The sequence below is a fragment of the Stenotrophomonas sp. STEN038 genome, from assembly GCF_056759895.1.
The window spans coordinates 1-19,438 of the sequence record NZ_JBRRDW010000050.1 but is presented as its reverse complement, the minus strand read 5'-3'; the positions used below and the strand labels follow the sequence as shown (position 1 = coordinate 19,438).

General features: G+C 63.0%; 14 protein-coding genes and 9 tRNA genes. 18 read left to right on the top strand and 5 right to left on the bottom strand.

Annotation, left to right across the window (positions count from 1 at the left end; all coding sequences use genetic code 11):
- Positions 1 to 16 precede the first annotated feature (16 nt).
- The 4 genes from ppk1 to ACVOLS_RS17250 all read right to left on the bottom strand — a co-directional run bounded on the left by ppk1 (position 17) and on the right by ACVOLS_RS17250 (position 5,977).
- A complete protein-coding gene (gene ppk1, locus ACVOLS_RS17265) occupies positions 17 to 2,101 on the bottom strand; it encodes a polyphosphate kinase 1 (protein ID WP_481546640.1) in 2,085 nt (694 codons plus the stop codon).
- Positions 2,098 to 3,438: a phosphate regulon sensor histidine kinase PhoR gene (gene phoR / locus ACVOLS_RS17260; protein ID WP_481546639.1), complete on the bottom strand. Its 1,341-nt coding sequence runs from the start codon at positions 3,436 to 3,438 to the stop codon at positions 2,098 to 2,100. Before phoR ends, ppk1 begins: the two co-directional genes overlap by 4 nt.
- An 81-nt stretch (positions 3,439 to 3,519) precedes the next feature.
- On the bottom strand, positions 3,520 to 4,209 hold the full coding sequence (gene phoB, locus ACVOLS_RS17255) for a phosphate regulon transcriptional regulator PhoB (RefSeq protein WP_282269705.1): 690 nt from the start codon (positions 4,207 to 4,209) through the stop codon (positions 3,520 to 3,522).
- 112 nt (positions 4,210 to 4,321) lie between these two features.
- Entirely contained in the window at positions 4,322 to 5,977 is a 1,656-nt protein-coding gene (locus tag ACVOLS_RS17250; protein ID WP_481546638.1) for a M48 family metalloprotease, read from the bottom strand.
- Between the two features lie 129 nt (positions 5,978 to 6,106).
- Here ACVOLS_RS17250 and grxC point away from each other — a divergent pair, with 129 nt between their 5' ends.
- The 3 genes from grxC to ACVOLS_RS17235 all read left to right on the top strand — a co-directional run bounded on the left by grxC (position 6,107) and on the right by ACVOLS_RS17235 (position 7,943).
- Entirely contained in the window at positions 6,107 to 6,418 is a 312-nt protein-coding gene (gene grxC / locus ACVOLS_RS17245) for a glutaredoxin 3 (protein ID WP_481546637.1), read from the top strand.
- Positions 6,415 to 6,807: a carboxymuconolactone decarboxylase family protein gene (locus ACVOLS_RS17240; protein WP_481546636.1), complete on the top strand. Its 393-nt coding sequence runs from the start codon at positions 6,415 to 6,417 to the stop codon at positions 6,805 to 6,807. The genes grxC and ACVOLS_RS17240 overlap by 4 nt, the downstream gene beginning before the upstream one ends.
- Positions 6,808 to 6,938: 131 nt before the next feature.
- A complete protein-coding gene (locus ACVOLS_RS17235) occupies positions 6,939 to 7,943 on the top strand; it encodes an isocitrate dehydrogenase (protein ID WP_481517251.1) in 1,005 nt (334 codons plus the stop codon).
- Positions 7,944 to 8,163: 220 nt separating this feature from the next.
- On the opposite strand, the gene ACVOLS_RS17230 is transcribed toward ACVOLS_RS17235, so the two are convergent.
- Entirely contained in the window at positions 8,164 to 8,925 is a 762-nt protein-coding gene (locus tag ACVOLS_RS17230; RefSeq protein WP_481513480.1) for a Bax inhibitor-1/YccA family protein, read from the bottom strand.
- Positions 8,926 to 9,067: 142 nt separating this feature from the next.
- Here ACVOLS_RS17230 and ACVOLS_RS17225 point away from each other — a divergent pair.
- The 15 genes from ACVOLS_RS17225 to ACVOLS_RS17155 all read left to right on the top strand — a co-directional run bounded on the left by ACVOLS_RS17225 (position 9,068) and on the right by ACVOLS_RS17155 (position 19,073).
- A tRNA-Pro gene (locus ACVOLS_RS17225) sits at positions 9,068 to 9,144 on the top strand.
- 44 nt (positions 9,145 to 9,188) lie between these two features.
- Positions 9,189 to 9,265 (top strand) — tRNA-Arg (locus ACVOLS_RS17220).
- A 35-nt stretch (positions 9,266 to 9,300) separates the two neighbouring features.
- Positions 9,301 to 9,377: transfer RNA gene (locus tag ACVOLS_RS17215), tRNA-His, on the top strand.
- Between the two features lie 77 nt (positions 9,378 to 9,454).
- Positions 9,455 to 9,530: transfer RNA gene (locus ACVOLS_RS17210), tRNA-Lys, on the top strand.
- Between the two features lie 112 nt (positions 9,531 to 9,642).
- Positions 9,643 to 9,718 (top strand) — tRNA-Lys (locus tag ACVOLS_RS17205).
- A gap of 159 nt (positions 9,719 to 9,877) precedes the next feature.
- Positions 9,878 to 9,962 (top strand) — tRNA-Leu (locus ACVOLS_RS17200).
- A 176-nt stretch (positions 9,963 to 10,138) separates the two neighbouring features.
- Positions 10,139 to 11,434 (top strand): trigger factor, encoded by a 1,296-nt coding sequence (gene tig / locus ACVOLS_RS17195; RefSeq protein ID WP_481546635.1) that lies wholly within the window; start codon positions 10,139 to 10,141, stop codon positions 11,432 to 11,434.
- A gap of 66 nt (positions 11,435 to 11,500) precedes the next feature.
- Positions 11,501 to 12,127, top strand: coding sequence for an ATP-dependent Clp endopeptidase proteolytic subunit ClpP (gene clpP, locus ACVOLS_RS17190; RefSeq protein ID WP_057629317.1), 627 nt, complete (start codon positions 11,501 to 11,503; stop codon positions 12,125 to 12,127).
- 128 nt (positions 12,128 to 12,255) lie between these two features.
- On the top strand, positions 12,256 to 13,545 hold the full coding sequence (gene clpX, locus ACVOLS_RS17185) for an ATP-dependent Clp protease ATP-binding subunit ClpX (RefSeq protein WP_481546634.1): 1,290 nt from the start codon (positions 12,256 to 12,258) through the stop codon (positions 13,543 to 13,545).
- A gap of 137 nt (positions 13,546 to 13,682) precedes the next feature.
- Positions 13,683 to 16,151 carry an endopeptidase La gene (lon, locus tag ACVOLS_RS17180; RefSeq protein ID WP_481546633.1) on the top strand — a complete coding sequence of 823 codons (2,469 nt, stop codon included), beginning with the start codon at positions 13,683 to 13,685 and terminating at the stop codon, positions 16,149 to 16,151.
- Between the two features lie 205 nt (positions 16,152 to 16,356).
- Positions 16,357 to 16,629: an HU family DNA-binding protein gene (locus tag ACVOLS_RS17175; protein WP_481513476.1), complete on the top strand. Its 273-nt coding sequence runs from the start codon at positions 16,357 to 16,359 to the stop codon at positions 16,627 to 16,629.
- 12 nt (positions 16,630 to 16,641) lie between these two features.
- Positions 16,642 to 16,716: transfer RNA gene (locus ACVOLS_RS17170), tRNA-Val, on the top strand.
- 31 nt (positions 16,717 to 16,747) lie between these two features.
- Positions 16,748 to 16,824, top strand: a tRNA-Asp gene (locus ACVOLS_RS17165).
- Between the two features lie 83 nt (positions 16,825 to 16,907).
- Positions 16,908 to 16,984 (top strand) — tRNA-Asp (locus tag ACVOLS_RS17160).
- A gap of 127 nt (positions 16,985 to 17,111) precedes the next feature.
- Positions 17,112 to 19,073, top strand: a complete 1,962-nt coding sequence (locus ACVOLS_RS17155) for a peptidyl-prolyl cis-trans isomerase (protein ID WP_481546632.1) — start codon at positions 17,112 to 17,114, stop codon at positions 19,071 to 19,073.
- Positions 19,074 to 19,438: the final 365 nt, after the last annotated feature.

The following is a 19,438-nucleotide window of genomic DNA, read 5'->3' as shown; positions in this document are numbered from 1 at the left end:
TCTCGATGGCTGCTGCTTACAGCCCTTCCATCAGTGCCTGTTGCGCCGAATGCGGAGGCTGGCCGGGTGCTGGCTCGCACTTGATGTAGCGGCCGTCTTCCTGCAGGTCCCAGGCATTGAGGTTGTCGTCCAGGTAGTTCTGCAGCACCTCGCGGTAGATGCGCCGGGACAGATCGGTATCCAGGATCGGGAAGCAGGTTTCCACGCGGCGCAGCAGGTTGCGTTCCAGCCAGTCGGCGCTGGCGCAGTACAGCTCGGGCGCGCCGTTGTTGCCGAACCAGTAGACGCGGCTGTGCTCGAGGAAGCGGCCGACGATCGAACGCACGCGGATGTTGTCCGATACGCCTTCCACGCCCGGTCGCAGCGTGCAGGCGCCGCGCACGATCAGGTCGATCTGCACGCCGGCCTGCGAGGCCGCGTACAGGGCGCGGATCACCTGCGCCTCGTTGAGGGCGTTCATCTTGGCGATGATGCGCGCCGGCTTGCCGTCCAGGGCAAGCTTGGTCTCGCGCTCGATGCGCTTGATCAGCCCGGCATGCAGGGTGAATGGCGATTGCAGCAGGCACTTGAGCTTCATCTTCGGGGCCAGCCCGGAGAGCTGCTGGAACAGCAGGTGCACATCGTTGCCGATGTCCGGATCGGCGGTGATCAGGCTCAGGTCGGTATACGCGCGGGCGGTGCCGCTGTGGTAGTTGCCGGTGCCCAGATGTACGTAGCGGCGCAGCTTGCGGCCCTCGCGGCGCACGATCAGCAGCATCTTGGCGTGGGTCTTGTAGCCGACCACACCGTAGACGACCTGCACGCCGGCATCCTGCAGGCGATCGGCCAGGCCGAGGTTGGCTTCTTCGTCGAAGCGCGCGCGCAGCTCGACCACGACGGTAACGTCCTTGCCGTTGCGTGCGGCCAGGATCAAGGCTTCGACAATGCCGGAGTCCTTGCCGGTGCGGTACAGCGTCTGCTTGATCGCCAGCACGTTGGGATCGACCGCGGCTTCGCGGATCAGCTCCAGCACGGTGCTGAAGGAATCAAACGGATGGTGCAGCAGCACGTCACCCTGCGCGGCGGTCTCGAAGATGCCCTCGGGCGACTTGAACACGCGCGGGGTCATCGGCGGGTACTTCAGGTCCGCGCGCTGCAGCAGGTCATACACCTGGATCACGCGGTTGAGGTTGACAGGGCCATCGATGCGGTAGGCCGCGTTCTCGGACAGGCCGAAATTCTGCAGCAGGGTCTGCATGATCGGCTTCGGGCAGTCGTGGGCGATCTCCAGCCGCACCGCGGGGCGATAGCCGCGGTCGACCAGTTCATCGCGCAGCGCCAGCGCCAGGTTCTCCACTTCTTCCTCGTCCACCACCAACTCGGAGTTGCGGGTGACGCGGAACTGGTAGGCGCCTTGCACATCCATGCCCGGGAACAGTTCATCGACGAAGGCCGACAACACCGCCGACAGCAACACGAAGTTCTGCGGACCGCCCAGCGATTCGGGCAGCTGGATGATGCGCGGCAGCGAACGCGGGGCACGCACCAGCGCCAGATGACCGGCGCGGCCGAAGGCGTCGGTGCCCTTCAACACGACGACGATGTTCAGCGACTTGTTGAGGATCTTCGGGAACGGATGCGACGGGTCCAGGCCGAGCGGCGACAGCACCGGCATGATCTCGTTGCGGAAATAGGCGCGCAGCCAACGGCGCTGGCGCGGCGTCCAGGTCTTGTTGGCGAGGATGCCGACGCCGGCCTCGCCCAGGGCCGGACGCAGTACCTGGTTCCAGCAGCGGTACTGCTGGTCCACCAGTTCGGCGGCGCGGTCGTGGATGGCGTTGAGGATGGCCTGCGGGCTCATCCCGTCCGGCGCCGGCGGCAGGCCGAATTCCTGTGCATGGCGGACCGCGGCGGCGCGGATCTCGAAGAACTCGTCCAGGTTGGTGCAGGAGATGCACAGGAAGCGCAGCCGCTCCAGCAACGGCACCTGCTCATCCATCGCCTGTGCCAGCACGCGGAAATTGAAATCCAGCTGTGACAGTTCCCGGTTGATGTACAACGCCGGATCACGCAGGGGATCGGTGCCGACGACGGGAGTGGCGGGGGGCGGAGGAGGGGTCATGCCGGAAAGTCTTCCATGGACAGGGGCGAGGGGGATGCATTGCGCGGGCGTACATGCTCGGCGTCGAAGTGGCAGGCAAAGGTGCTGCCCTGGCCGACTTCGCTGCGGATTTCCAGGCGTGCCTGGTGCAGGCCAAGAATGTGTTTGACGATGGACAGGCCCAGCCCGGTGCCGCCGCTTTCGCGCGAACGGCTGCTGGAAACCCGGTAGAAGCGCTCGGTCAATCGCGGCAGGTGATTGGCCGGAATGCCGTAGCCGGTGTCGGTGACGGCCAGTACCGCGCCATTGCCCTCGCGGCTGAAGGTCAGGCTGATGCGGCCGCCTGCCGGGGTGTAACGCACGGCGTTGGTCAGCAGGTTGGAGAAGGCACTGTGCAGCTCCTTGTTGGAGCCTGCCAGATCCACGCCGGCCTGGTCTTCGACGGTGATGGTGTGACGGCCCTGGCTGTGTGCCTCGGCCTCACGCCGCAACGAGGCCAGCATCGAGGTCATGCTCACCGTTTCCAGCTCGGCATGCTGTTGAGACTCCAACCGCGACAGGGTCAGCAGGTCTTCGACCAGCTGCGCCATGCGCTGCGATTGCTTGCGCATCTCCGACAGCATCGGCCCGGTATCGGGGAAATCCTCCGGGTCCATCATGTCCAGGTAGCCGTGCACCACGGTCAGCGGTGTGCGCAGTTCGTGCGAGACATTGGCGACGAAGTCGCGGCGCACCTGTTCCAGATGCAGCAGCTTGGTTACATCACGCGCTACCAGCAGCCAATGGTGATCCGAGTAGGGGATCAAACGCATATGCAGGCGGATGGCCGGATCGACCGGCGAGTTGGCATCCAGGATCGGTTCGGCGTTGCGGCCACCGGCCAGCCAATGGGCAAGCGGCAGCGGCTGCAGACGGGGCACCAGCGCAGCCTCCATGTCGGCCGGATGCTGTAGGCCGAGCAGGGCGGTTGCAGCCTCGTTGAACCACTGCACGCGCTGGGTGTTGCGGTCGACCACCACCACCGCATCGGGCAGCGCGGCGGCGGCGGCACGGTAGCTGCGCAGCATCTCGACCAGGCGACGCTTGCGCGCGCGCATTTCCTGCTGGTTGCGTGACAGCAGGCGGTCCAGCTCGTTCCAGACGCCAACGCCTTGCGGTGTGTCCCAGCGCTGGCGGGCGGTCAGCCGCAACAGCAGCTGGCGCAGGCGCCAGTAATGCCAGGTCAGGATCGCCATGGCGGTGATCGCCACGCTCAGGGCGGGATGGCCCAGCAACGCCCCCAGCCCCCATGCCAGCAACAGCAGCGCGGCCACGGTGGCCAGCGTCTTCAACCAGGCAGATCGGAATTGGCGGGGCATTGCGCTCTCGGTGGTACTGGATGGATCCGGCGGGGGTATCCCGGGTTATAGCATCGCCTGCGGCCGCGCGACCGCCACCGTTCAGGTAGCGGCGGAGAAGCGATAGCCGGCACCGCGCACGGTCTGCACCATGTTCTCGGCGCCAAAGGGTTCCAGCGTCTTGCGCAGGCGGCGGATATGCACGTCGATGGTGCGTTCTTCCACATACACGCTGCCGCCCCAGACATGGTCGAGCAGCTGCGAGCGGGTGTAGACGCGCTCAGGGTGGGTCATGAAGAAGTGCAGCAGGCGGTATTCGGTGGGACCGATCGGCACCGGTACATCGCCGGCAAACACGCGGTGGGCGGCGCCATCGATGCGGATGTTGCCAACGCCAACGCTGCCGTCTTCGTCATCGTCGCGGGTGCGCCGCATCACCGCACGAATGCGTGCCAGCAGTTCGCGCGCCGAGAACGGTTTGACCACATAGTCGTCGACACCGGCTTCCAGGCCGCCGACGCGATCGTTCTCTTCACCGCGAGCGGTGAGCATGATGATCGGCACATCGCGGGTAAGCACTTCCTTGCGCCAGCGGCGGGCAAGTTCCAGGCCACTGGTACCCGGCAGCATCCAATCCAGCAGGATCATGTCCGGTACCCGGTCGGCAATGGCGGTCTGTGCTTCGAGTGCATCGCCGGCATGGACCGGGTCGTACTCACCCTTGCGCAGGGCGAAGGCGACCATGTCACGGATCGCGGGTTCGTCATCGACAATCAGGATACGTTTCTGCACGTGGCGCCTACCGGAATGCCCATCAATAAGGGATGTGCTCAGTAGACTACGGTTTGATGACGGGTTTGTGACATTGGCGAGCGGTAAACCCGGCAAATTGTCGCAAGCAGGTTCACTTTCGTGACATTTCCGGGTCTTGCACGCCGAGCCTGCGCATTTCCAGCACGGTCGGCATGATCGACTCGATGCGGGCATCCACCCGTGCGCGGCTCACGTAATCCAGCCCGGGTTGCTTGAGCAGGGCCTGGAACTGGATCAAGGCCTGTTCGGGCCGGCCATTCAAATAGGCGGCTTCGGCATAGGCCTCGCTTGCGCGCGTGCTGTCGCCGGCCAGTTCGCTGGCGCGGGCGAAGGTGGCCTGGAACACCGGGTCGTCGCTGGAGCGGGCCAGCAGTGGCCGCAACATGGCCTGCGCGCGCTGGCCGGCGGCGACGCCGCCTTGTTCATTCAATACCTGCGCATAGGTCAGGGCTACCGGGCGGCTCTGTGGCAGGCGCTTGAGCAGCGCGTCGAAGCGCTTGTTGGCGTCTTCGTGGCGACCGCTGCGCGATTCGGCTTCGCCCACGGCCAGGTTGACCCACAGGTTGTCCGGGTACTCCTGCAGCAGCTGCTGCAGCTCGGGCAGCGCCTGGGCGACGCCACCGGCGCCGCCGTCACGCAGGCGGGCGATGGCTACACCATAGCGTTGCGCATCGGTCAGGCCATTCTTCTGGCTGCGTTTGAGGCCTTCGTATTCCCGTACCAGTTCCGACGGGGTAGGTGCGCTGAGCACGCGCAGGCGTTCGCGGGCCCAGTCGAACAGGCCGGTGGCGCCGCGTGGCAGGCTGTTGTCGGGCAGGGACAGCTGCAGGCCGGCCGGTAGCAGCGGGTTGCCGCCGCTCAGTGGGCTGCTGCTGGTATCCGGTACTGACGGATTGACCCGCTCCTGCAGAACCCCGGTCGGGGTCTGGGTGGTCAACAGGACAGTGTCCTTCTTCATCTGCTCGGCGCGCGCCTTGGCCTCGCTGATGCGGGTGATGTTGACAGGGTGGGTGCGCAGGAAGTCCGGCGTGGAATAGCCGCCTTCGTTGCCGCGCATTGCCGCCGACATGCGTTCGAAAAAGCCGGCCATGGCGTCCACGTCATAGCCGCTGCGGGACAGGGTGCGGATGCCGAGGCGGTCGGCCTCCGATTCGTTGGAGCGGGTGAAGTTGATCTGGCGCTGCTGCATCAGCCCCATGCCGGAGGTGATCGCGGCCATGGTCGCGTCGCCGGAGGAATTGCCGCCTGCCTGCTGCGCGGCGACCACCGCCGCCAGCATGCCGAGCAGGATCGGGATCTGGTCGCGCTGGGCACGTTCGACCCCGCGCAGCACATGCTGCTGGGTGACGTGGGCGATTTCGTGTGACAGCACCGCGGCCACCTCGTCCTCGCGCTCGGCGGTCAGGACCAGGCCGGCGTTCATGCCGATGTAGCCGCCCAATGTGGCAAACGCATTGATCTGCCGGTCCTTCATCATGAAGAACGTGTACTTCTGCTGCGGCTGGGCACTGTTGGAGCCAAGCCGGGTGCCCATGGTCGTGAGCCAGTCGGCCACCAGCGGGTCGTCCAACAGGTAGCCGTAGTTGCGCAGTTCGCGCAGCATCATGCCGCCGTACTCCGCCTGCCGTGCCGGGGTCAGCAGCTCGCCGGCCGACGAACCGATGTCGGGCAGTTTGCTTTCATCGGCACGGGACAGCGGGGTGGCCAGGGCCAGGGTTATGGCGGTGGCAAGCAGCAGGTTGCGCAAGCGGTGACTCCGGGTAGTGGCAAGGCGGAGGATGACGGGGAAGCGGGGTGCGGGTGTGAAGCACAGGTTAACCCGCTGTGTTCTGTCGGTGGCATCGATAATCCGCGCGACCGGTACCATATACAGACAATGTTTCCACTCAGGAGTTTCGTTGTGACAACCTCATCCAGCACCGGTGCACCGGAGATCACCATTTACTCCACCGCCGTCTGCCCGTACTGCGTAGCGGCCAAGAATTTCCTGAAGAGCAAGAACCAGTCCTGGACCGAGGTCCGGATCGACCTGGATCCGGCTGCGCGCGAGAAGATGATGGCGCTGACCAAGCGCACCAGCGTGCCGCAGATTTTCGTCGGCGACGTTCATGTGGGCGGTTATGACGACATGATCGCGCTGCATCGCGAAGGCAAGCTGGAGCCGCTGCTGGCCGGGCAGGGCGCATGAGCGCCGACAACGAAAAGGACCGCCTGGCTGAATTCACCGAGTTCCGCCAGCGCATGAACCAGCGCATCCTCGCCGAGCCCAACCAGGTGGTGCGGCGCTTCTTCGCGCTCGATACCCAGACCTACCAGGCCGGCGCGCTGGATGTGAAGACCAAGGAGCTGCTGGGCCTGGTGGCCTCGATGGTGCTGCGCTGCGATGACTGCATCAGCTACCACGTGGCCCAGTGCAAGGAGGCCGGGGTCAGCCGCGAGGAGTTCTTCGAGACCTTCTCGGTCGGCCTGGTGGTGGGTGGTTCCATCGTCATCCCGCACCTGCGGCGGGCGGTGGATTTCCTCGACCAGCTGGAGAACGGGGAGGCCGCGGCGCCGGCCGGGCACGAGCACAGCTGAACCCCAGACCTTCGTCCAGTTGGGGCTGGCGCGGCTGATCAGGCATAATTGACAGTTGAAACCTTTTCAATCGCGCCGGGTTCCGGGCAGCCGGATGGCGCATTCCTCCTCCCTGTTCGGAATACCTAGAAATGACGCAGACAATCACCGTCATCCGCGGCGATGGCATCGGCCCGGAAATCATGGACGCCACCCTGTTCGTGCTGGACAAGCTGGGCGCTGGCCTGAGCTATGAGTTCGCCGACGCCGGCCTGGCCGCGCTGGAAAAGCACGGTGAGCTGATCCCGGCTTCCACCCTGGAATCGATCAAGAAGAACAAGGTCGCCCTGAAGAGCCCGCTGACCACGCCGGTCGGTGGCGGTTTCAGCTCGATCAACGTTGCCCTGCGTCGCCAGTTCGACCTGTACGCCAACGTGCGCCCGGCCATCTCGTTCCCGAACACCAAGTCGCGCTACGAGAACATCAACATGATCACGGTGCGTGAGAACACCGAAGGCGCCTACCTGGCCGAAGGCCAGGAAGTGTCGGCCGACGGCGAGACCGCGTTCTCCGGCACCCGCATCACCCGCAAGGGCTCCGAGCGCATCGTGCGTTACGCCTTCGAGCTGGCCAAGAGCACCGGCCGCAAGAAGGTCACCGCCGTGCACAAGGCCAACATCATCAAGTCGACCTCGGGCCTGTTCCTGGACGTGGCGCGCGAAGTCGCCGCCAAGTACCCGGAAATCGAGTTCCAGGAAATGATCGTCGACAACGCCTGCATGCAGCTGGTGATGCGTCCGGAACAGTTCGACATCATCGTCACCACCAACCTGTTCGGCGACATCATCTCCGACCTGTGCGCTGGTCTGGTCGGCGGCCTGGGCCTGGCCCCGGGTGCCAACATCGGCGTTGACGCGGCCATCTTCGAAGCCGTGCACGGCACCGCACCGGACATCGCCGGTCAGGGCAAGGCCAACCCGGTCGCGCTGCTGCTGGGCGCTGCACAGATGCTTGACCACGTCGGTCAGCCGGAAAACGCCGAGCGCCTGCGCAAGGCCATCGTTGCCACGATGGAAGCCAAGGATTCGCTGACCGGCGACCTGGGCGGCACCGGCTCCACCATGGGCTTCGCCCAGGCCATCGCCAGCCGCCTCTGAGTGTAGCTGCGGTAGTTGCTGGTACAAAAAAGCGGAGCGCGAAAGCGCTCCGTTTTTGTGTGCGTAGTGCCGAGCCATGCTCGGCAAAGGGCGGGGCCAGTTGTAGTGCCGAGCCATGCTCGGCAGGGGCCTTGTCGGTAATGCCATTGCCGAGCATGGCTCGGCACTACAAAACAAAGGGCGCCCATTGGGCGCCCTTCGCAAACAACCTGCAGCAACCTCAGTTGCGCGACTGCAGCTTCGACAGCAAACGCAGGAACTCGATGTACAGCCACACCAGGGTGACCATCAGTCCGAACGCGCCGTACCACTCCATGTACTTCGGTGCGCCGGCTTCAACGCCGCTTTCGATGAAGTCGAAATCCAGCACCAGGTTCAGCGCGGCGATCACCACCACGAACAGGCTGAAGCCGATGCCGATCAGGCCCGAGCCGTGGATGTAGGGGATGTTGATGTTGAACAAGCCCAGCACGATCGTCGCCAGGTACACCAGGGCGATGCCGCCGGTGGCTGCAACCACACCCAGTTTGAAGTTCTCGGTGGCCTTGATCAGACCGCTGCGGTAGGCAAACAACAATGCGAACAGTGTACCGAAGGTCAGCAACACGGCCTGGAACACGATGCCGTTGAAGCGCACTTCGTAAACCGCCGATATCGAGCCGAGGAACAGGCCTTCGGCCAGTGCGTACAGTGGCGCGCTGACCGGTGCCCAGGTCTTCTTGAAGATGGTCACCATCGACAGGATGAAGCCGACGATCAGGCCGCCCCACATGTAGAACTTTGCTGCCGGCAGCAACTCGCCGCTGTCACTGATGGTGCCGTTCCATGCGAACGCAGCAGTCAATGCGGCCAGCAGCAACAGGAATCCGGTCTTGTTGACGGTGCCGTTGATGGTCATTGCATCGGCGCCGCGTGACACCACGCTGCCGCTGCCAAGGTCGAGGAAAGTGGTATCGGAAAGGGCAGGGTTGCCGCTGCGCATGCAATGCTCCGTTGCTATGAAGTGGGCGGGAATTGGATGCCAGCATACCCAATTCAAATTAAATGAAATTTACCGTTGACAGGTTGGTGCGTTTTTCCCACAATAGCCGACCTTTCCGGGGTATCGGGAAGAGATTCACCGCCGGGGTATAGCGCAGTCTGGTAGCGCGCCTGCTTTGGGAGCAGGATGTCGGGGGTTCGAATCCCTCTACCCCGACCATCCAACTCACCAAGTGCGTGTTGGAGTGCGACAATCCGGTCAGAGCGCCCGTAGCTCAACTGGATAGAGCACCGGCCTTCTAAGCCGGCGGTTACAGGTTCGATTCCTGTCGGGCGCACCAATTGGTGCAAGCGGTAGGTGAGTAAGGTTTCAGTGGTGGCTGTAGCTCAGTTGGTTAGAGTACCGGATTGTGATTCCGGTGGTCGGGGGTTCGAATCCCCTCAGCCACCCCACTGTTTCAAGGCTTCGGAGTGAAATCCGGGCTTGCAATAAAAGTCGGATTGGGGCATTATTCGCCTCCTGATTTTCAGGGCTGTTAGCTCAGTTGGTAGAGCAGTTGACTCTTAATCAATAGGTCCAAGGTTCGAATCCTTGACAGCCCACCAAATCAAGAATGCCGTTGGAGCAATCCAGCGGCTTTCTCTTTTTATGTAAGCCCGGTGTTTTGGGCGGGTGCATGAAACACGCTTGTAGTGTAGAATTCACCTCGAAGTTTCAGGGCTGTTAGCTCAGTTGGTAGAGCAGTTGACTCTTAATCAATAGGTCCAAGGTTCGAATCCTTGACAGCCCACCAAATCAAGAAGCCGCTGGAGAAATCTGGCGGCTTTTTTCTTAGCCAGGGCGGCATGCCGCCCGGTCATTGTTCAGACGCTGATGGTTGGTCCAGTGCGCAGGCGCGCTTGGCTTCCGCTTTGCCGGCGCTCCTGCAACAATGCTGCGCTGAGTCAGTATTGCGAAAGTGGCGGAATTGGTAGACGCCCTGGATTTAGGTTCCAGTGCCGCAAGGCGTGGGGGTTCGAGTCCCCCCTTTCGCACCAGTCAGTGGTGTTCTCTGCCCGCTGCGGGCCTTTTCAGACAACCTGTATGGGTCTGCCCGCTGGCGGCCACGGGCGATATCGGCCAAACTAAAGGGCTGCGGTGCATAACCGCGCCCTACAACCGTTTCATCCATCACATCGAACCGGCGCGGTTGCCGCCGGTGGCAGGAGTCAACATGCAAGCTTCGATCGAATCCACCGGCAATCTGGAACGCCGCCTGAGCTTCTCGCTGCCGGAAGAGCGTCTGCAGGGGCATATCAGCGGCCGTCTGGGCGAAATCGCGCGCACCGCGCGCATCAAGGGTTTCCGTCCGGGCAAGGTGCCGGCCAAGGTGATCGAACAGCGTTTTGGCCCGCAGGTGCGTGCCGAGGCACTGGACGGCCTGCTGCGCGAGACCTTTGACGCCGCCCTGCGCCAGCACGAGCTGCGCATTGCCGGTAACCCGCGCATCGACAAGGCCGGCGAAGGCGAGTTCGACTTCGTTGCCACCGTTGAGCTGATCCCGGATTTCGGCGATGTCGACGTCACCAAGCTGACCGTCGTGCGCCACAGCGCCGACATCAGCGATGCCGACATCGACCAGATGATCGAGAACCTGCGCGCCCAGCGCCGCACCTGGAAGCCGGTTGCACGCGGCGCCCAGGAAGGCGACCTGGTCGGCCTGGAAACCTGGTCGCAGGCTGGCGACGAGCGTCTGCCGGCCGAGGGTGTCGAGAAGGGCACCATCATCATCGGCCAGGGCATGATGTTCGAGCAGATCGAAAAGGGCCTGATCGGCCTGGCCAAGGGTGAAGAGAAGACCCTGGACGTCGAGTTCCCGGCTGACTGGCGCGTGCCGGCGCTGGCTGGCAAGACCGTGCAGGTCACCGTCAAGGCCGTCGAAGTGTCCGAGCAGGACATGCCGGAAGTCGATACCGCCTTCATCAAGAGCTTCGGCGTGAAGAACGGCGACGTGGAGCAGTTCCGCGCCGACATCCGTTCCAACCTGGAGCGCGAGCTCAAGGGCGCGCTGATGAACCGCCTGCGTCGCGAAGTGGGTGAGCAGCTGATTGCCGCCTATTCCTCGGTCGAGCTGCCGCCGCGTCTGGTCGAGGGCGAAGCCCGCTCGATGCTGGCCCAGCAGATCGATGCCATCCGTCGCCAGGGCGGCAACCCGGGCGAAGTGCCGGCCGATGCCCACGAAGGCTTCAAGGACGCCGCTTCCAAGCGCGTGCTGGTCGGCCTGCTGGTCGGTGAAGTGGCCCGCAAGAACGAGCTGCGCCTGGACCCGAAGCGCCTGAACGAAACCATGCGCCTGATCGCTTCGACCTACGAAGAGCCGGAGCAGGTCATTGAGATGTACCGCAATGATCCCCAGCTTATGTCGGGTCTGCAGAACCGTGTGATGGAAGAGCAGGTCATCGACTGGATCGCCGAGCGCGCCCAGCACACCGAGCAGGCCTTGACGTTCCAGGAAGCCATCCGCCAGTAAGCTGGTGGTGTTTCATCCCCGCGCCACGGCGCGGGGAGTTCCCTCCCAAAATAGGTGCCTCACGTAATGGACAACCGAACCAAAGCTCTGAACATGGTTCCGATGGTGGTCGAACAGACCAGCCGCGGCGAGCGCGCCTACGATATCTATTCGCGCCTGCTCAAAGAGCGCCTGATTTTCCTGGTCGGTCCGATCGACGACCACATGGCGAACGTTGTGGTGGCGCAGCTGCTGTTCCTTGAATCGGAAAACCCGGAGAAGGAAATCAGCATCTACATCAACTCGCCGGGCGGCGTGGTCACGGCTGGCATGGCGATCTACGACACCATGCAGTACATCAAGCCGGACGTCAGCACCACCTGCATCGGCCAGGCCGCCTCGATGGGCGCACTGTTGCTGGCTGCCGGTGCGCCGGGCAAGCGCTTCGCGCTGCCGAACTCGCGCGTGATGATCCACCAGCCGCTGGGCGGCTACCAAGGCCAGGCCACGGACATCGACATCCACGCCCGTGAAATCCTGACCTTGCGTTCGCGCCTGAACGAAGTGCTGGCCAAGCACACCGGCCAGGACCTGGAGACCATCGCCCGCGACACCGAGCGTGACAACTTCAAGAGCGCGGCCGAAGCTGCGGCGTACGGCCTGGTGGACCAGGTGCTGGAGCGCCGTCCGGAAGAGAGCATCCAGGCCTCCTGATGCGTTGAACGGCCAGAAAATCGGCCTGATTTTGCAGGGTCGGAATCGGACTGATGTCCCTCCGGCCCTGTGCTATTCTCGAAATTGAACCCCCTGTTCAGAGGGGGAAGCAACTGGGTAAGCGAAGCATGAGCGAAGACCGGCAAGGTCGTACCGGGGACAGCAGTGGCAAGATTCTGTACTGCTCGTTCTGCGGCAAGAGTCAGCACGAAGTTCGTAAGCTGATCGCAGGCCCGAGCGTGTTCATCTGTGATGAATGCGTGGAGCTGTGCAACGACATCATCCGTGAGGAACTTGAGGAAAAGGCGCAGTCGGCGCGCAGTTCGCTGCCCAAGCCGCGCGAGATCCTCGAGGTGCTCGACCAGTACGTGATTGGCCAGAACCGCGCCAAGCGCACGCTGGCGGTTGCGGTGTACAACCACTACAAGCGCATCGAGAGTCGTTCCAAGAGCGACGACGTCGAGCTGTCCAAGTCCAACATCCTGCTGGTCGGCCCGACCGGTTCGGGCAAGACGCTGCTGGCCGAAACGCTGGCGCGCCTGCTCAACGTGCCGTTCACCATGGCCGATGCGACCACCCTGACCGAAGCCGGTTACGTGGGCGAGGATGTGGAAAACATCATCCAGAAGCTGCTGCAGAAGTGCGACTACGATGTCGAGAAGGCGCAGCAGGGCATCGTCTACATCGATGAAATCGACAAGATCTCGCGCAAGAGCGAGAACCCGTCGATCACCCGCGATGTGTCCGGCGAAGGCGTACAGCAGGCCCTGCTGAAGCTGATCGAAGGCACCGTGGCCAGCGTTCCGCCGCAGGGCGGCCGCAAGCACCCGCAGCAGGAATTCCTGCAGGTCGACACCAAGAACATCCTGTTCATCTGCGGCGGCGCGTTCGCCGGCCTGGACAAGGTGATCCAGGCCCGTTCCACCGATACCAGCAGCATTGGTTTCGGTGCCAAGGTGAAGAGCGCCGAGCGCAAGCAGGAAGTGGGCAAGGTATTGGCTGAAGTCGAGCCGGAAGACCTGATCAAGTTCGGTCTGATCCCGGAGTTCGTCGGCCGCCTGCCGGTGGTCGCGACCCTGGAAGAGCTGGACGAGCCGGCCCTGATCCAGATCCTGACCGAGCCCAAGAACGCCATCACCAAGCAGTTCAAGAAGCTGTTCGAGATGGAGAACGTGGAGCTGGAGTTCCGTCCCGATGCGCTGTCGGCCATCGCCAAGAAGGCGCTCAAGCGCAAGACCGGCGCCCGTGGCCTGCGCACCATTGTCGAGTCGGTGCTGCTGGACACCATGTACGAGCTGCCTTCGCAGGAAAACGTCAGCAAGGTGGTCGTGGACGAGTCGGTCATCGAGAACAAGTCCGAGCCCTACATCGTCTACCAGGCCCCGCCGGAACCGGTCAAAACCGCCTCTGGCGAGTGAACCCGGGCGAACTGAGGTGAATAGGCGGTTTCGCCGATCACGTTCAGCTTCCGACAGCTCTTGCAACACCTCGCCGATGGCCCCATAACGGGGCCATCGGCTTTTTTATTTAGCCTCCACCGAATCTCGGAGCCCCCATGGCCCAGTCCCAACTCGAAGTCCTCGACCTGCCGGTCCTGCCGCTACGCGACGTGGTGGTGTTCCCGCACATGGTCATCCCCCTGTTCGTGGGCCGCGACAAGTCCATGCAGGCGCTGGAGCGCGCGATGGAGGCCGACAAGCGCATCCTGCTGCTTGCGCAGAAGTCGGCTGAGACCGACGACCCGGCGGCCGCCGACCTGTACACGGTCGGCACCCTGGCGCAGGTACTGCAATTGCTGAAGCTGCCCGACGGCACCATCAAGGTGCTGGTCGAAGGCCTGTCCCGCGTTGCCGTGGACAAGGTCTATGAGCAGGACGGCTCGCTGCAGGGCCATGGCATGGAAATCGAATCGGACGAATCGGACGAATCGCGCGAGCCGCGTGAGATCGAGGCGATTGCCCGTTCGCTGATGTCGCTGTTCGAGCAGTACGTCAAGACCAACCGCAAGCTGCCGCCGGAGTTGTTGCAGACCCTGGCCGGCATCGAAGAGCCGACGCGCCTGGCTGATACCATCGCCGCGCATATCGGTGTGCGCCTGGCCGACAAGCAGAAGCTGCTGGAGACCCTGCAGGTCGGCGACAGGCTGGAAATGCTGGTCGGCCTGGTCGACGGCGAAATCGACGTGCAGCAGCTGGAGAAGCGCATCCGCGGCCGCGTCAAATCGCAGATGGAAAAGAGCCAGCGCGAGTACTACCTCAACGAGCAGATGAAGGCCATCCAGAAAGAACTGGGTGACCTGGATGAAGCGCCCGGTGAGATGGAAGAACTGGCGCGCAAGATCGCCGAAGCCGGCATGCCCAAGCCGGTCGAGACCAAGGCCAAGAACGAGCTCAACAAGCTCAAGCAGATGTCGCCGATGTCGGCCGAGGCTGCGGTGGTGCGCAACTATCTTGAGTGGCTGCTGGGCGTGCCGTGGAAGAAGCGCACCAAGGTCCGCAAGGACCTGAAGGTCGCGCAGGATACGCTGGACGCCGACCATTACGGCCTGGACAAGGTCAAGGATCGCATCCTTGAATACCTTGCCGTGCAGGCGCGGGTGAAGCAGATGAAGGGCCCGATCCTGTGCCTGGTCGGACCGCCGGGCGTGGGCAAGACCTCGCTTGGCCAGTCCATCGCCAAGGCCACCAACCGCAAGTTCGTGCGCATGAGCCTGGGCGGCGTGCGCGACGAGGCCGAGATCCGTGGCCATCGTCGTACCTATGTCGGTTCGATGCCGGGCCGCATCGTGCAGAACCTCAACAAGGTCGGCAGCAAGAACCCGCTGTTCGTGCTGGATGAGATCGACAAGATGTCGATGGATTTCCGCGGCGATCCGTCCTCTGCGTTGCTTGAAGTGCTGGATCCGGAACAGAACAACGCCTTCAACGATCACTACCTCGAGGTCGATCTGGACCTGAGCGAAGTGATGTTCGTGGCCACCTCCAACTCGTTGAATATTCCGGGTCCGCTGCTGGACCGCATGGAAGTGATCCGCATCCCGGGTTACACCGAGGATGAAAAGCTCAACATCGCCATGCGCTACCTGCTGAGCAAGCAGCTCAAGGCCAACGGCCTGAAGGCTGAAGAGTTGGCGATCGAAGAAGATGCCATCCGCGGCATCGTGCGTTACTACACGCGCGAATCCGGCGTGCGTAACCTCGAGCGCGAGATCGCCAAGATCTGCCGCAAGGTAGTGAAGGAAATCGCCCTGGCCGGCCCGCAGCCGGTGAAGAAGGCTGCCGCCAAGAAGTCGGCCAAGAAGCCGAAGGCCTTGGTGGTAGTGGACGCGAAGAACCTGGACAAGTACCTGGGCGTGCAGCGTTTCGACTTCGGCCGTGCCGAGGAAGAAAACGAGATCGGCCTGGTTACCGGCCTTGCGTGGACGGAAGTCGGCGGCGAGCTGCTGCAGGTCGAGTCGACGCTGATCCCGGGCAAGGGCGCGGTCACGCTCACCGGGCAGCTCGGCAACGTGATGAAGGAATCGGCGACGGCGGCCTTGTCGGTGGTGCGCGCGCGCGCCGAGGCACTCGGCATCGACGTGGATTTCCTGCAGAAGCACGACGTCCACCTGCATGTGCCCGATGGCGCAACGCCGAAGGATGGTCCGAGTGCCGGCATCGCGATGGTGACCTCGCTGGTGTCGACGCTGACCAAGGTGCCGGTCAAGGCCGAAGTGGCGATGACCGGTGAGATCACCCTGCGTGGTCGCGTTACCGCGATCGGTGGTCTGAAGGAGAAGCTGCTGGCCGCGCTGCGCGGCGGCATCCGTACCGTGGTCATCCCTGAAGAGAACCGCAAGGACCTGGTGGACATCCCGGCCAATGTCACCCGCGATCTGACCATCGTGCCGGTGAAGTGGATCGATGAAGTGCTGGATATCGCGCTGGCAACACCGCTGGCGCCGAAGAAAGCCGGCAAAAGTGCGCAGCGTGTCGCAGTTCGCGGCAAGGCGAAGGCAGCTCCCACGGCCCGCGTCAAGCACTGAAATGTGAACGTAAAACCCCTCAAAACCCGCGTCATTAAAGGCTTTTCAGCTTGCGCGGGTAGGGGGGCGCTGGTATAAAAGTGCGACTCACGCGGCAGTGTTTTTTTGTTGGCGTGTTTGCAGGTTCTTCGGCAGTCGTGCGTCTTGGGGACGTACGGGTGCCACTCAATAATTCCGCGGATTACCGCAAAGGGAGTTTTACAGAATGAACAAGACCGAATTGATTGATGGCGTTGCCGGTGCTGCTGACCTGACCAAGGCTGAAGCTGGCCGTGCGGTTGATGCCGTCATCGCCGAGATCACCAAGGCCCTGAAGAAGGGTGAGGCCGTGACTCTGGTGGGCTTCGGTACGTTCCAGGTTCGTGAGCGCGCTGCGCGCACCGGCCGTAACCCGAAGACCGGCGAAGAGATCAAAATCGCTGCTGCAAAAAATCCTGCCTTCAAGGCTGGTAAAGCTCTGAAAGACGCTGTAAACTAAGCGGCTCAGCTGGGGTGCTTAGCTCAGCGGTAGAGCGTCTCCCTTACACGGAGAGGGTCGGGGGTTCGAAACCCTCAGCACCCACCAAGTTAAGCATTGCAGTACAGTTTGAAAGTGTGGAGCGGTAGTTCAGTTGGTTAGAATGCTGGCCTGTCACGCCGGAGGTCGCGGGTTCGAGTCCCGTCCGCTCCGCCAGTTTCAAATTGGCCCCTGACAAAATCGGGGGCCTTGTTTTCTCAAACTCCACAAGAGAGAGAGAAAACTAAAAAATTAAATGTGGAGCGGTAGTTCAGTTGGTTAGAATGCTGGCCTGTCACGCCGGAGGTCGCGGGTTCGAGTCCCGTCCGCTCCGCCAGATGTCTCAAAGCCCTCGGCGCAAGCCGGGGGCTTTTTTTTGGCCTGCCATTGGCAGCGGCCGAGTTGGGCGCGGGGCAGGAAGCGGGTTAAACTGCCCGGCTCGCCACTCAGGCCTCGATTTGCCCATGCTGCAGAAACTTCGCGACAAGACCTCAGGCTGGATCGTTACGGTGATCATGGGCCTGTTGATGATCCCGTTCCTGTTTGTGATCGACAACAGCTACCTCGGTGGCGTCGGCGCACAGAACGTTGCCAAAGTGTCGGCCCCGCCGTCGTGGTGGACCTCGGCACCTTCATGGTGGCCGATGTCCTTCCTTTGGAACCACCACGAAGTCAGCGTCGAGGACTTCCGTGCCCGTTTTGAACAGGCGCGCATGCAGGCGCGTGAGCAGCAGGGCGACAACTTCGATCCGCGCGAGTTTGAAACCGCCGAAAACAAGCGCCTCGTGCTCGATCAGCTGATCGACGAGCAGGTGGTGCGCCTGGCTGCCGAAGACGCGCATATCGTCATCGGTGACAAGGCCGTTCGCGACTACATCGCTGCCATCCCGGCGTTCCAGAAGGACGGCAAGTTCGATCCGGACCAGTACCGTCTGGCGCTGGCACAGAGCATGCCGCCGCGTACGCCGGCGATGTTCGAGCAGCTGGTGCGTACCAGCCTGCAGCAGTCGATCATTCCGTCGGCGCTGGCCGGCTCGGGCTTCACCACCAAGGGTGAGAGCGAGCGTCTGCTGAAGCTGCTGGGCGAAACCCGCGATGTGGAATTCGCACTGTTGCCGGCGATTGCCGCGGATACCGCTGCAGTCACCGATGCCGAGATCGAGCAGTGGTACAAGGCGCATCCGAAGGACTTCCGTCAGCCGGAAAGTGTCACCATCGAATACGTTGAGCTCAACGCTGCCAGCATGCCGGCAGCAACGGCGGCTGACGAAGCCGCCCTGCGTCAGCGTTACGAAGACGAGAAGGCGCGTTTTGTCAGCGCTGACCAGCGCCTTACCTCGCATATCCTGATTGCGACCGGCAGCGACGCCAAGGCAGCAGAAGCCAAGGCAGCCAAGCTGGCAGCAGAGGCCAGGCAGCCGGGTGCTGACTTCGCCGCATTGGCCAAGGCCAACTCGGAAGATCCGGGCTCCAAGGATGCCGGTGGCGACCTGGGCTGGGTTGAGAAGGGCGTGATGGACAAATCCTTCGAAGACGCGCTGTTCGCGATGAAGGCGGGCGAAGTGGTTGGCCCGGTCAAGAGTGCGTTCGGTTACCACGTGCTGCAGCTGCGCGAAATCAAGGGTGGCGAAGGTCGCCCCTTCGAGGAAGTGCGTGACCAGCTGGCGGCCGAGCAGCTGCAGGCCGATACCGAGAAGGCATTCAATGACCTGAGCGGTCGCTTGGTGGATCTGGTTTACAAGAACCCGACCGAACTGGCTGGTGCTGCCAAGGAAGTTGGCTTGCCGGTGCAGACGCTGGGCCCGTTCGGCCGCAACACGGCCAGCGGTATCGCCGCCAATCCGGCAGTGCTGAAGGCCGTGTTCTCCGACGCACTGAAGGAGGACGGCACGGTCAGTGACCCGATCGAACTGGCCCCGAACCACACCGTGATGGTCCGCGTTACCGCCCACACCCCGGAGCAGGCGATTCCGCTTGCGCAGGCGCGTGAGCAGGTGATTGCCGCGGTGCGTGCGCACCGCACCGAAGAGGCCTCGAAGAAAGCCGCTGATGCCTTGCTGGCCAAGTTGAACGGTGGTCAGACCCTGCAGGCGTTGGCTGGCCCCGAGCAGCTGCAGTTGCTGCCGATGCCGGGCCTGCCGCGCAGCGCGCCGATGCCGACCGCTGAAGCCAACCGCGCTGCATTCACTGCAGCGGCTCCGGTCGGCGACAAACCCAGCTATGGCAAGGTCGAGATGGAGCCGGGCCGCTATGCGGTATTCGCGGTCACCAAGGTGACCCCGGGCAACCCGACCGAAGTGCCGGAAGCCCAGCAGGCCATGCTCAAGGACCAGCTGAGCCAGATCGACGGCGCCGCTGCTGCCAAAGCCTACGTCGACGGCATGCGCAAGCGCTACAAGGTGCAGGTGCAGGAATCCCAGCTCTGATCAACTGATCACCTGAGCAGCAACAAACAAAAAGCCCGGCGAAAGCCGGGCTTTTTGTACATGTAGTGCCGAGCCCTGCTCGGCAGAGGCGTTACCAGCAATGCAGGCGGAATTGGTAGTGCCGAGCCCTGCTCGGCAGAGGCGTTACCAGCAATGCAGGCGGAATTGGTAGTGCCGAGCCATGCTCGGCAGAGGCGTTATCAGCAATGCAGGCGGAATTGGTAGTGCCGAGCCATGCTCGGCAGAGGCGTTACCAGCAATGCAGGCGGAATTGGTAGTGCCGAGCCATGCTCGGCAGAGGCGTTACCAGCAATGCAGGCGGAATTGGTAGTGCCGAGCCATGCTCGGCAGAGGCGTTACCAGCA

What these genes read in the sequence shown, in the direction of transcription:
- phoR (WP_481546639.1), bottom strand. Translation starts at nt 3,438, where the DNA reads ATGCCCCGCCAATTCCGATCTGCCTGGTTGAAGACGCTGGCCACCGTG.
- grxC (WP_481546637.1), top strand. Translation starts at nt 6,107, where the DNA reads ATGTTTCCACTCAGGAGTTTCGTTGTGACAACCTCATCCAGCACCGGT.
- ACVOLS_RS17235 (WP_481517251.1), top strand. Translation starts at nt 6,939, where the DNA reads ATGACGCAGACAATCACCGTCATCCGCGGCGATGGCATCGGCCCGGAA.
- ACVOLS_RS17175 (WP_481513476.1), top strand. Translation starts at nt 16,357, where the DNA reads ATGAACAAGACCGAATTGATTGATGGCGTTGCCGGTGCTGCTGACCTG.
- clpP (WP_057629317.1), top strand. Translation starts at nt 11,501, where the DNA reads ATGGACAACCGAACCAAAGCTCTGAACATGGTTCCGATGGTGGTCGAA.
- lon (WP_481546633.1), top strand. Translation starts at nt 13,683, where the DNA reads ATGGCCCAGTCCCAACTCGAAGTCCTCGACCTGCCGGTCCTGCCGCTA.
- tig (WP_481546635.1), top strand. Translation starts at nt 10,139, where the DNA reads ATGCAAGCTTCGATCGAATCCACCGGCAATCTGGAACGCCGCCTGAGC.
- ACVOLS_RS17240 (WP_481546636.1), top strand. Translation starts at nt 6,415, where the DNA reads ATGAGCGCCGACAACGAAAAGGACCGCCTGGCTGAATTCACCGAGTTC.
- ACVOLS_RS17230 (WP_481513480.1), bottom strand. Translation starts at nt 8,925, where the DNA reads ATGCGCAGCGGCAACCCTGCCCTTTCCGATACCACTTTCCTCGACCTT.
- clpX (WP_481546634.1), top strand. Translation starts at nt 12,256, where the DNA reads ATGAGCGAAGACCGGCAAGGTCGTACCGGGGACAGCAGTGGCAAGATT.
- ppk1 (WP_481546640.1), bottom strand. Translation starts at nt 2,101, where the DNA reads ATGACCCCTCCTCCGCCCCCCGCCACTCCCGTCGTCGGCACCGATCCC.
- ACVOLS_RS17155 (WP_481546632.1), top strand. Translation starts at nt 17,112, where the DNA reads ATGCTGCAGAAACTTCGCGACAAGACCTCAGGCTGGATCGTTACGGTG.